This window comes from Prevotellamassilia timonensis, assembly GCF_900106785.1.
GTDB classification, from domain to species: Bacteria; Bacteroidota; Bacteroidia; order Bacteroidales; family Bacteroidaceae; genus Alloprevotella; species Alloprevotella timonensis.
The window spans coordinates 80,048-92,740 of record NZ_LT629844.1; the positions used below are offsets into that span (position 1 = coordinate 80,048).

Here is a 12,693-nt window from a genome sequence, read left to right on the forward strand (position 1 = left end):
AGCATATAAAGAACTATGATACAACGCATAAGTGTGCTATTAACTTGCTGCTTGTTGCAGTTTGCTACCGCGGTGCTGGCGCAAAGTGCCAGCGATACGCCTACGGCCGACGGACTGCTTGACAGCAGACGCACCGTGTGGTACGACCGCGATGCCAATGAAAATCAGCCAACAGTGTCGAACTGGAAGTATCTGGAAAACCGCCGGGCACTGGTGGGCAGTGGTTGCACGGTGAACAAACTGGTAAGTGCCGTAGGGGTGGGCGAGTGGACCGACAGCTTGGGCAATATAACCAACGAGGACTTGTCGGACTATGCCACTTTCCCCTCGGTGCTTAAAGCGGGCGTGACGGTCAACCCCATAGTGAGTGTGCGCGATAAGAACAACTATTATGGCGAGGGCACTGAAGCTGGTTTTTGTGTGGTGGCCTCATCGGGGGCCAGTGTGCTTACCCTTGATGTGGTAAAGGCTATGAGCCTGGTGTTCTATCGCGATGGCGTGCTGGGGAGCACCATTCCTGTGCAGGAGGGCCAAAATGCTGGTGGGGTGAGTTTGACGCTTATCAAAATCCCCGGTTCGGACGAGGCATGTATATGCCTTACTGCCAAGGCGCGCGAAATATTTGACGAGGTGTGTTTGCAGCCCTCGGGCGGTGTGAACCTTGACTTGGGCATGGCACTCAAAATTAAATATGCCTTTGTGGGCCGTGTGACACAGACACTGCTCACCGATAATGGTGTGAAAGCCTATGGCGAAAAGGTGGGGACGACTGCCCCCGGGGCTTACATCAAGTCGGTGTCGGGAGAGAACCCCGTGCTGCTCGGTATACCTTTTCCGGTAACAGATGAGGAAAAGAAGAGACTTGTTGACGATGACCTGAACAACTATATGTCGCTCACCCCGTTTGTGGGATTGGCTTACATGGGCGGTGCAAAGATAGAATGTGCCCCAGGAGGCGAGAACGATAACGGACAGGAAGTGTTCAAGGCTGGCAGCGAGGTGGGCTTTAAGTATAAAAATGTTGCGTTGCTCGACCTGTCGCTCGGGTCGGCCGTTAACATAGAACTGTTTAACCGCGCAGGCAAGAATGTGCAGACCGAGACCCTCTCGGCCGGCGTACTTGGTTTGGGCGTGGCCACGGGGGGTGACGGCACGGCATCAATACTGGCCAAATGCGACTTTTCGGGGGCGCGCATAGCCTTTTATGGCGGTTTGAAAGTGGACTTGGGCGGCACGCGTGTGTATTATGGCTTTGTGAAGGAGGCCCCCGATGTGGCACACCATTGTGACATACGTACCACTACCAACACCAATGTGTGCGACTCGCAAACATCATTCCAACTGCACAGCAATCCGGCCCTGTCGGTAAGCTGGACGCTGTTGCTGCAGCCCGAAGGGGCTAATGCCAAGGTGACAGCCTCGGGCTATGTGACGGGAATGAATGTGCCAGGCGAATACACCTTCCGCGCCACGGCAGCTGATGGCTGCCACGACGATGTGACACTGGTGGTGGGTGACAACTTGGGGCTGGACAAGACCGAGCATTGCGGCACAGACTTTGTAAACCTTGACCAGGCTGTGTATGGCACTTATACCCTGATGAACGACCAGATACCTGATGGCTCGGGTTCGTTGGTGTCGATATCTAACCTTGAACATGCAGAGAACTTGCTCGACAAGGACTATGGCAACTATGCCACTTATGTGGGTGGCCTCGGTGTGGCCAATAATCTGGCTATTGCAGGTGTGCAGCGCACAGACGGACTCATGTTTGATGGCACAGCCGACCAACAGGGGGCTGTGAATGTGGGCTTCGTGGTGGAGAGCGACAATGAGGTGATTGATGCTAAGGTGTTGGAGTTCTTCCAAATACGCTGCTACAAGGATAACAAGGAGGTGTACCGGCATGTCATTAGCGAGAGCAATGCCATTGGGGCGGGTGTGGGCACCAGCACAAAAACGCAGAAGGTGCGTTTCAGCATACGTGTCGAACCTATTGACAAGGACGCCAAGCCCATACAGTTTGACCAGATAGTGTTGTGGAAATCGGGTGTGCTCGATCTTGGACTGTCAAAGTTGAAACTTTACTATGCCTTTATGGAGGATAGCAACTCGCCTTGTGCCAATGCGTTGAGTTGCGGGGCAGTGGTGTTGAGCGATACAACTGGCACCAGCATCAATGCCAATGCTTGCCAAATGGCAGGGGCTGTAAAGGTGGCGGGGGTTGACGATAACCTGAGTTGCCTGGTTGATGGCAATCTTAACACGGCCATGACCATAGTGAACACTGTTGATGTGGGGGGTGGCTCGGTAATAGCGGTGAATATGGGCCACACACTTGACTTCCGTCACCAGTTGGGCATTGTGGTGGACCAAAAGACCTATGCTCTTGGGGCTTCGGTGGGTGCTTGGCTCACGGTCGAAACCTATTATAAGGGTAAGCCTACGGGTGATAAGTTTACCGATTGGAAGGTGCTCGGGGCCAATGTGATAGGTTATGGCGAGAAGAATTTGTTGCTTATGCAGCCCAAGGAAATGTATGACGAGATAAGGCTGACCATAGCCGGGGTGGTGTCGGCATTAGACGTTCAAAAGTTTTACGGCATATTCCTGCGTGGGGATATTGACAACGATGGCATTCCTGATTGTAAGGACACGGAATCGTGCAAAACTACAATAAAGGACATTGCTATTACTGATGTATGTAAGGGCGGCAGCATTACTGTAAGTGGGACAGGTACCTCGGAAACGGACTACCGTGTGGTGATGAAGGAGCAAGGGATAAATGACGCATTTACGACGAACACCACTGGAGACTTTTCGCGAACTTATGTGATGTCGGTGTCCGGACGCTATAATTTGCTGGTATATGATGGCAGTGGCAATTTGCTGACCAGTGTGCCATATACGGTACACCCTAATCAGACGACTTGGCGCAAGAATGCTGCTACGGCCGACTGGAATGAGTGGAATAACTGGACGAATGGCTCACCCTATTGTTGTACAGATGTGGTCATTCCCTCGCAGGCGGTGCGTTACCCTGTGCTCAGTGTGGCCGAGTCTGAGGTGATGCGTGCTGACTTGTTTTGCTGCAACAACATTCATTTTGAACCGCAAGCGGCAGTGGGCGCACCACAATGTCTGAACTATACCAAGGCGTGGGTAGAGTGGGCGCTTGCTCCCAACCGCTATTACTTGCTTGCACCAACGTTGCACGACACCTATACGGGTGATGCGTTTGTGCCGGCCAGCATGAAAGGCGTGCAGACTGGTGATTACTTTACAACGCTTGATGAGACAAGTGCACAGCAAAACCGCTTTAATCCTATCATATACCAACGCTTGTGGAACAAGACGGCCCCTGGAAAACTGTTGGGTGATGGAACAGGCGAGCAGACGACTGTGGCTGTGACGCAGACGGAGTGGACCAACCACTTTAACCATCTGAAGCATTTGTATGGTTGCGGTGAAGGCTTTTCGTTGTGGGTGGATAACGATGCACTGCCCGCAACGCAGGTGTTCCGTTTCCGCTTTCCGAAGGAGCATACTGCCTATAATTATTACAATAACTATGACCGCACACAGCTTGCATTGCAGGAAACGGACTTTGACCGAAGTCGGGCAGGGCGCTTTGTGTATGAAGACGATGCAAACACCACACCGGAGAATTATACTTATAAGGGCTATGTGGGTGGTGGAGAAAATACGCAGCAGCGCCATGTGTATAAGGGAAGCGTGCCGTTGACATTGCACCTTTCGGGCGAAAAAGCGGGTACATTCTTTTTGGTGGGTAATCCGTTTCAGAGTTATATCAATGTGGCTCGTTTGCTCAAGGGCAATGCTTCTGTCATAAAAGGTGTGAAGCTTTACGATGGTAATACTAACAATACCGCCGTGTTGGCTGATGGGCAATTGGTGGGTGATGCCATGCGCATTGGGCCGGGAGAGGCTTTCTTTGTGGAGACTGATGAGGCTCAACAGTCGGTAGACTTGGTGTTGAACGGTGACATGCTGACCGATGAGGTGCCGGAGGAGGGGGCCGCCGCAGATGCTTTGTGCTTGACTCTGACGAGCAAGCATACGGGGCTTGAGGCTTCGGCGTGGATTGTGACGGGAACAAAGGGCTTGAAGGGCTCGGCCACCTTGTTTGATGCCGGGGCCAAGCCGCAGCTGGCTCTGTTCGCTCAGTCGCACGATGGGGAAGCTTGTGATGTGACGGTGTTTGATGGCAGGGCTTTGGACCTTGGCATATATGCGGCACAGCATGACACGCTGACTTTGCGCTTTGCTGCAAAGGGGCATACTGATTTGACGAACTATGCTTTGCTTGATCGTTTGACGGGTGATGTGTGCGCGCTTTATCAGGGTATGACATTGACGCTGAACACGTGTGGAACGGATTTGGGACGTTATGCCTTGGTGGCTGCAAAGACAGCCGTAAAATGTGAAACTGTTTGCCATTCTCATTCTTTGAGGGTGGTGGGGCATGACGTGCAGGTGCGTTCGGACGCGTCGGACCTATGTGAGTTGCAGGTGTTTGCAACTGATGGACGATTGGTGGCCACATCGCGTGCTGCACACGCGCAGTTGTTGGAATGCCGTGGTGTAGAAACTGGGCTGTACGTATTGCGCGTAACGGACGTAAAGGGCAAGTGCACCGTATACAAAGTGTGGGTGGATTGAATGAGATGTGTTGCTTGCTTTGCTTCGCCAAGTTAGGCTGCACCTCGGAAATGAAAATGAAAGTCTTTTGGACTTTCATTTTGCATTTCACTCACCTTGCACTAACTTTGCTTCGCCAAGTTAGGCTGCACCTCAGTAAAGTGAAAGAAAAAGTACACTTTTTCTTTCGCTTTACTTTCGGTTTGCACTAACTTTCCTTCGTCAAGTTAGGCTGCGGTTCGGAAATGAAAATGAAAGTCTTTGAACTTTCATTTTGCATTTCACTCACCTTGCACTAACTTTGCACCTAAAAACTCACGATGAGTGCTTTAGATATTATAAATAAGTATTATGCCGACAATGAGCCTTTGCGCAAATTGCTCATAAAACATAGCAAACAGGTGACGGATAGGGCGCTTAAAATCGTTGATAATCACCCCGAACTGCACATCGACCGTGCCTTTGTAGAACAGGCGGCCATGCTGCACGATATAGGCATATTCATGACCGACGCACCTGCCATTCACTGTCATGGCACGCACCACTATTTGATGCACGGCTATCTTGGCGGACAACTGATGCGCAAGGAAGGACTCGACAAGGTGGCGCGCGTGTGCGAACGCCATACCGGCACCGGACTCACACCTGAGGTGATAAAGGCACGCGAATTACCTTTGCCCGAAGGCGACTACCGGCCCGAAACACTTGAGGAACAACTCGTGTGCTATGCCGACAAGTACTACTCAAAGAGCCACCCCGACCGCATACGCTCTGCCGAAGATACAGCTAAAAGTCTCGAAAAATTTGGACACGAGGGCGTCGACATTTTCTGGAACTGGGTAAAGCTGTTTGAGCCCGAATTGCTCCCCTCGGCCGGGCAGTGAACAACCTGTACCGTAAGGCGCACCCGGCATTCACCCCGTATTATATCCCCCTCCTCCCAACACAATTCATGCGAAAACTATCTCTCTTCATACTGTCATTGCTGACCACACTATGCGTTGTGGCCAGCCACTTGCGTTTGCAGCCACAGCAACCGGCTGTGCCAGCAGTACACGACAGTGTGACGACTGACACCACAACAACCAAACAAACCGCCGCCACACCACGCACCGCAGACGCAAAGCCGCGTGTGCCGAAGGACGAGGCGGCCGCCACGGACACCACACACCGCGATTCGGTGAAAGTGGACACCGTCAAGACCAAACCAGGCATTGACTCGCCGGTAGAATATCAGGCTGCCGACTCCATGGTATACGACGCTGCCAGCGGACTGGCCTACCTTTATGGCAAGGCACAGGTGAACTATCAGAACATGCAGCTGACGGCAGCCAAAATATCGATGAACATGGACTCGAGCATGGTGCATGCTGAGGCCCGTGCCGACTCAACGGTGGAGGGCGGGCTCGACGGACGTCCGCAATACACACAGGGCACTGACCAATATGACAGCGAGCGCATGTCGTTCAATTTCAAAACCCAAAAGGGCTACATTCTCAACGTCAACACCAAACAAGGCGACGGCTTTATGACGAGTGAACGCTCAAAACGTGCCGCCGACGGTACACTCTACCTCGAAAAGGGGCGTTACACCACTTGCGATGCCAAGCACCCGCACTTTTATTTGGCACTGTCGCGTGCCAAGGTGCGGCCGGGCAAGGACGTGGTGTTCGGACCGGCACACCTGGTGGTGGAGGACGTGCCACTGCCGCTGGCCATACCCTACGGCTTCTTCCCGTTCAACAAAAAGTATTCGTCGGGCTTTGTCATGCCATCGTATGGCGACGAAACGAGCCGCGGATTTTACCTGCGCGATGGTGGCTACTATTGGGCCATCAACGACTATATGGACCTCAAGGCCCTGGGCGAAATCTACACCAAGGGCTCGTGGGGCTTGAGTGCCGAGACCAACTACAACAAGCGCTACCGCTTTCGCGGCAACTTCTACTTTAGCTACTTGCGCACGGTGGAGGGCGAAAAGAATATGCCCGACTATGCTGTGACAAAGAGCCTCAAACTGCAATGGACACACACCAAGGACTCGAAGGCTATGCCCAACACCACTTTTTCGGCACGTGTGAACTTTGCCTCCGAAAACTATGAGCGCAAAAATCTTGAAAGCATGTACAACCCCCTGTCGTACACGCAGAGCACCCGCGCCAGTTCGGTAAGCTTTGGCCACACGTTTACCAACATCGGGCTAAGCATATCGGCCTCGGCCAACTTGACACAAAACATGCGCGACTCCACCATAGCCCTCACACTGCCCGATGTGAGCATATCGTTGGCACGCTTTTACCCCTTCCGCCGCAAGCATCAGGCGGGAAAGGAGCGGTGGTACGAAAAGATTTCGATGTCGTACACCGGACAAATGTCAAACTCCATCACCACCAAGGAGAACCTGCTCTTTAAGTCGAACCTGATAAAGGACTGGCGCAATGGCATGCAGCATCGTGTGCCAATCGATGCCACCTTCCAGCTGTTCAAGTACATCAACATATCGCCATCGTTCTCGTTTCGCGACATCATGTATGCCTCACGCGTCAACCGCTCGTGGAACACGCTGCTGCAGCAGGAGGTGTGCGACACCACCTATGGCTTTTACAACCTCTACGACTGGAATGTGGGCGTAACAGCCAACACCACGCTCTATGGTTTTTACAAACCGTGGAAAAAACTCTTTGGCGGAAAGATTGTGGCCATTCGCCACGTGTTCAAGCCCGCTGTCACCTTTAGCTATGCGCCCGACTTTACCGCCTCGCGCTATGGCTACCGCAAGGAGTATGAGCGCACCGATGCCTCGGGCAATTCAACCATGGTGGCGTATTCGCCCTACTCAAACGGCATATATGGCTACCCCTCGGGCTCGAAGCAGGGCTTGATATCGATGTCGGTGTCGAACAACCTCGAAATGAAGGTGCGCTCCGACCGCGACTCTACGGGTTACCGCAAAATATCGCTCATCGACGAACTTTCGGCCTCGCTGTCGTACAACATGGCGGCCAGCCGCCAGCCGTGGAGCAACCTCAGCACACGACTGCGACTGAAGTTGGGCAAGAATAAAACCTTCTCGATGGCGGCTGTGTTTGCCACCTATGCTTACAAGTTCAACGAAAACGGCCAGGTGGTAACCTCCGACCGCACGGAATGGAGCTACGGCCGGTTTGGACGTTTCCAAGGCATGTCGCAGAACCTGTCGTACACGCTCAACAACCAGACGTGGAACAAGTTGATGGATTTTCTGCACGGACGCCGCAAAGCCGACAGTTCGGCCAAGGACAACACTGCAGACGCTGATGCCGACGATGTGGAAGATGCTAATGTCGACCCCGACTTGAAGACTGCGCGCAAGGGTGGACGAAAACCCAAAAACAAGGCCAAGGTTGATGCCGATGGCTATCTCACCTTTAGCATGCCATGGTCGCTCACGCTGTCGTATGGCATCACTATGGCCGAGGACCGCAGCCGGCAAATCAATGTGCGCCGAATGCGCTACCCATTCTCGTTTACGCAGACGCTCAATGCTTCGGGCTACCTGCGCATAGCCGAGGGGTGGAACATTTCATTCTCGTCTGGCTACGACTTTGAAATGCACAAGTTGTCAATGACAACCATGTCGCTCTCGCGCGACTTGCATTGCTTTGAAATGTCGGCCAACGTGGTGCTCAAGCCTTATTCGTCGTTCAACTTCACCTTCCGTGCACGTGCCTCCGAATTGGCCGATGCCTTGAAGTGGGAGAAACGCAGCTCTTACTCAACCAACGTGGAGTGGTACTAAACGAGGGTGGAGTGGGGGAGTGGCCCATGCCGCACGTACATACATTCATTCTAAAGCATAACACTACATACCAACTTAACAGACACAAGTTATGAAACTGAAATCACTCTTTGCTCTGGCGGCAGCTACTATTGCAGCCGCAGCCTTTGTAACGTCGTGTGATGACGCAGACAACGACTTTCACCAGTTTTACTGGCAAGGCACACATAACAACAACGCCCTCATTGTTTATGCAGACCAAACAGAGGACTCAATCAATGTAACGAGTACCGACACTTGGACATATACTTGCGAGAGCGACTGGATGCAGATGTCGGTTAACGGCAAGCCTGCTCCCGACACACTCGTGGTGCGCAAGGGCTACATTGACCGCAGCCGTGCCACTTTCACTTTCACGCCCAACACAACGGGCCAGGAGCGCACAGCCACTTTCACGCTGACAAATCCCACCAAGCACATTGGCTCGTTCAGCCCCGTGTTTACGCAGAAACCTTATCTCAACATCAGCCTGCCGGTTTACGACAGCACTACGGGCACTTTCACGCTCAAGAATATAAACTCTGAGGGTTTGTACAGCGCCACCACCAAGGATGGGGTTACCCTCACAGCCAAACCTGTCATCACCTTTACGGTGTATGCCGACGGGGCCGAACTTACCGGATTTGATGATTGCGACTGGCTTACGCACACGCTTTCGCCGGCCGACATACGCAAGAATGTGCTTTGCACCGACACGCTCAAGGTGTCGCGCAACACTACGGGCCATCAGCGCAGTGTGACGCTCACGCTCAAGTCGAATGGCGTCAGTACTCCCATCACGGTGGTACAGAATTAAGTTTGGTGTTGCATCATCATTTACTGTAAACCACTAAACGCTACCAGCAAACGCAAGCACTAATGGGGGCGACGCGTCTCGCGTCGGGAAAAATGCAATGTTCATACACTAAACAAAGGCTCACAGACAGCACTAATTACATGCTTGTCTGTGAGCCTTTTCCTAAAATTCCGACGCGGGACGCGTCGCCCCCATTAGTGTTAGCGTTTGGTGCTTGAGTCTGATCGTATACGTTTTACCAGGCAGTTCCCTTTGCCAGAATGGCAAACAAGTTGAGATAATAACAAAGATGATATTTGAACTTTGTTATATAGAAGCGTGACGCTCACGCTCAAGTCGAATGGCGTCAGCACTCCCATCACGGTGGTGCAGGATTAAGTTTGGCGTTACATCACCATTTACTGTAAACCACTAAACGCTACCAGCAAACGCAAGCACTAATGGGGGCGACGCGTCTCGCGTCGGGAAAAATGCAATGTTCTTACACTAAATAATGGTTCGTTGGCAGCACTAATTACACGCCTGTCTGTGAGCCTTTGCCTAAAATCCCGACGCGGGACGCGTCGCCCCCATTAGTGTTAGCGTTTGGTGCTTGAGTCTGATCGTATACGTTTTGCCAGGCAGTTCCCTTTGCCAGAATGGCAAACAAGTTGAGATAATAACAAAGATGATATTTGAACTTTGTTATATAGAAGCGTGACGCTCACGCTCAAGTCGAATGGCGTCAGCACTCCCATCACGGTGGTACAGAATTAAGTTTGGCGTTACATCACCATTTACTGTAAACCACTAAACGCTGCCAGCAAACGCAAGCACTAATGGGGGCGACGCGTCTCGCGTCGGGAAAAATGCAATGTTCTTACACTAAATAATGGTTCGTTGGCAGCACTAATTACACGCCTGTCTGTGACCTTTGCCTAAAATTCCGACGCGGGACGCGTCGCCCCCATTAGTGTTAGCGTTTGGTACTTGAGTCCGATCGTATACGTTTTACCAGGCAGTTCCCTTTGCCAGAATGGCAAACAAGTTGAGATAATAACAAAGATGATATTTGAACTTTGTTATATGGAAGCAATAATTATAGCAATAATTGCCATTAGCATGGCGGCCGTCGCGTTATCCTTGCTTATGTCATTTTAATTATTTATCTTTGCACAAGATAGGCTGCACCTCGGCATAAAGTTCAAGCAAGCTTGACTTTCTGCTCTCAGTTTGCACTATCTTTGCAGAAGATAGGTTGCACCTCGGCAAAACACTCAAACAAGTTTGGTGTTCTGCTCTCAGTTTGCACTATCCCGGCCCCGTAGCTTAGCTGAATAGAGCGTCAGATTCCGGTTCTGAAGGTCCAGGGTTTGAATCCCTGCGGGGTCACTACACACCTTTTGTGCGTTACAAGATAATGAGGAGGATCCGTCAAAATGCGATGGACCCTCCTCGTTTTTTTTATTTTGATCACCAGTTTACCAAAAACACACGCAAAGCCTCTACATTGGCATTGGGCTGACAGTCGGTCACGGCAGAGTCTACTGCATGAATAACGCCAGCCGCACCGCCCACGGCAGTGGTTAACACCTCCTTGTAGGCAGCAACGTTAGGCCCCATGGCACCACCCAGTTGGTGTCGAATGCCTCTTTCACATATTTCTGTTCAAGCCCTGCCTCGTTCATGTGGGCCAAGCAAAGGTAAATGGTCTGTCTTTTATTGCGTGGTTGTAATATTTCTTGTGATGGATTATACGTTATAAATTGCACTACTTTTTGTGCAGTTTTTGTTGAATACTGCACTACTTTTTGTGCAATTATGGTCAAATGGGGCTTATTGGGGGTATATTGCACAAATAATAGTGCAGTTTCTTGTAAATATTGCACTATTATTTGTGCAGTTATATGTACACTAGTGTTGTCAGTTCTTATGTAATTTGTAGTGATAACATAATGGAACGAACAATTAATGAGTTCTCTTCATCAGGCGTCAGCCTTTATGTATCTTACAGGCAGGGCGGGCAGCCCTGCCTCAGCTTATGTAAAAAACCACGGTACTAACCTTATGTTACTTATGTAGTTTATGTTCTTATGTATCCCGCGCTAAGCGGTACAAGGGCGAACAGCCCTTGAGCCTCATAAACAAGAAAGCAATAGCAAAAAACGCTACGGCGTAGCCCTTATGTTCTTGAGGGCACATGGACGCAAGTCCATGCCCGTAAGTCTTGAAGCACTTATGTTCTTATGTCCCTATGTCCTTATGTTTTCGCGTTAGCGACAAATCTCAAAACTCATGGGACGCGTCGCCTCCATTAGTGCTTGCGTTTTGTGCTTGCGTTTTGTGGTAGCGAGACCTTTACCATACTACAAAAACTTTACATACAGAGTATCTTACATCTTACACTAATACGTTACAACTCATTGACTATCAATACTTTACTTAGTGTAAGATACTGCAAGTTTTACCTACACGCAACCTACACAACCTACACGCTGCCACACGGCACAAACATGGGAGAAAGACATCATGGCATAGGGGAACAGAAAAGTCTGTTGCTCCGACAGGTTTTCCTATGTCCCCGTGGCGTAACCCCCACCGCATACGTCCAAACCGACTGCACGACGGCGGGGTGAGGTGTGTAAGATGTATGCAGGGTAGTGTAAGATACTTTGGAATCATCTTACACTCTTAAAATCCCTGTATATCAACTCGTTACGCACAAAAAGTGTAAGATGGCAGTAAAAACACACGCACTCTTTTACATGTAGGCAGACGGGTAGGGCGCAAATATTTGTGTACAAATTGTACACTTTTTTTGTTGGGTGCAATGCCTTGGTGTTATCTTTGCAGCACTTTTGTACAAAACCGAATTGTATTGACTACCATGAAACGAATGCTTAACAAAATGCTGCGCTATGCCGATGCCATTGTGAAACGTGGCGTTGACAAACTGATAGATGCTATCGGACAAAGCCCGGAACCACAAACTAAAAACACAGAAACGTCCCAGCCGCAAAAACGCATGGGCAACGACACTGACTGCGCACCGCAAACAGCTGGCAACACCACAAGCTGCGGTCTGACAGAACAGACTATCACCCCTATGGACGAACAGTGTGACATTAGCTATAATGTGCTTGACCGCACGCCCGAAGTGCAACGGCGCGACCCGACGGACAAAGGGTTTGTGCCCGTGAGCAAGCAGGGCGCCCAGTCCTGCCTCAGCTTATGTGAAAAACCACGGCGCCAGCCTTATGTTGCTTATGCAGCTTATGTACTTATGTCTACCGCGCTAAGCGGCACAAGGGCGAACAGCCCTTAAAAGAGCAGAACAAGGCTTGCTTTTTTGCCTGCGCCACCCTGCATTACCCATCTTTATTACGTAACTCCTTGATTTTCAATATGCGCTATTCAATGGCACAAAAAAGTGATGAAG

At 50.9% G+C, this 12,693-nt stretch carries 6 protein-coding genes and 1 tRNA gene; 6 read left to right on the forward strand and 1 reads right to left on the reverse strand.

Annotation, left to right across the window (positions count from 1 at the left end; genetic code table 11):
* The first annotated feature begins 15 nt into the window (after nt 1-15).
* The 5 genes from BQ5453_RS05900 to BQ5453_RS05920 all read left to right on the forward strand — a co-directional run bounded on the left by BQ5453_RS05900 (nt 16) and on the right by BQ5453_RS05920 (nt 10,646).
* Nucleotides 16-4,683, forward strand: coding sequence for a hypothetical protein (locus BQ5453_RS05900; RefSeq protein WP_143033309.1), 4,668 nt, complete (start codon nt 16-18; stop codon nt 4,681-4,683).
* Between the two features lie 299 nt (nt 4,684-4,982).
* Complete coding sequence (locus BQ5453_RS05905) at nt 4,983-5,546, forward strand: HD domain-containing protein (protein WP_071122496.1); 564 nt, start codon at nt 4,983-4,985, stop codon at nt 5,544-5,546.
* Nucleotides 5,547-5,614: 68 nt separating this feature from the next.
* Entirely contained in the window at nt 5,615-8,440 is a 2,826-nt protein-coding gene (locus tag BQ5453_RS05910) for a putative LPS assembly protein LptD (RefSeq protein ID WP_083361135.1), read from the forward strand.
* A 91-nt stretch (nt 8,441-8,531) separates the two neighbouring features.
* Nucleotides 8,532-9,275 carry a BACON domain-containing protein gene (locus BQ5453_RS05915; RefSeq protein ID WP_071122497.1) on the forward strand — a complete coding sequence of 248 codons (744 nt, stop codon included), beginning with the start codon at nt 8,532-8,534 and terminating at the stop codon, nt 9,273-9,275.
* Nucleotides 9,276-10,572: 1,297 nt separating this feature from the next.
* Nucleotides 10,573-10,646 (forward strand) — tRNA-Arg (locus BQ5453_RS05920).
* An 81-nt stretch (nt 10,647-10,727) separates the two neighbouring features.
* Here BQ5453_RS05920 and BQ5453_RS14450 read toward each other — a convergent pair.
* Nucleotides 10,728-10,877 (reverse strand): hypothetical protein, encoded by a 150-nt coding sequence (locus BQ5453_RS14450; protein ID WP_022102137.1) that lies wholly within the window; start codon nt 10,875-10,877, stop codon nt 10,728-10,730.
* A gap of 1,264 nt (nt 10,878-12,141) precedes the next feature.
* Here BQ5453_RS14450 and BQ5453_RS05925 point away from each other — a divergent pair.
* Nucleotides 12,142-12,579, forward strand: coding sequence for a hypothetical protein (locus BQ5453_RS05925; protein WP_143033310.1), 438 nt, complete (start codon nt 12,142-12,144; stop codon nt 12,577-12,579).
* Nucleotides 12,580-12,693 lie beyond the last annotated feature (114 nt).

What these genes read in the sequence shown, in the direction of transcription:
- BQ5453_RS05915 (WP_071122497.1), top strand. Translation starts at nt 8,532, where the DNA reads ATGAAACTGAAATCACTCTTTGCTCTGGCGGCAGCTACTATTGCAGCC.
- BQ5453_RS05925 (WP_143033310.1), top strand. Translation starts at nt 12,142, where the DNA reads ATGAAACGAATGCTTAACAAAATGCTGCGCTATGCCGATGCCATTGTG.
- BQ5453_RS05905 (WP_071122496.1), top strand. Translation starts at nt 4,983, where the DNA reads ATGAGTGCTTTAGATATTATAAATAAGTATTATGCCGACAATGAGCCT.
- BQ5453_RS05900 (WP_143033309.1), top strand. Translation starts at nt 16, where the DNA reads ATGATACAACGCATAAGTGTGCTATTAACTTGCTGCTTGTTGCAGTTT.
- BQ5453_RS05910 (WP_083361135.1), top strand. Translation starts at nt 5,615, where the DNA reads ATGCGAAAACTATCTCTCTTCATACTGTCATTGCTGACCACACTATGC.
- BQ5453_RS14450 (WP_022102137.1), bottom strand. Translation starts at nt 10,877, where the DNA reads ATGGGGCCTAACGTTGCTGCCTACAAGGAGGTGTTAACCACTGCCGTG.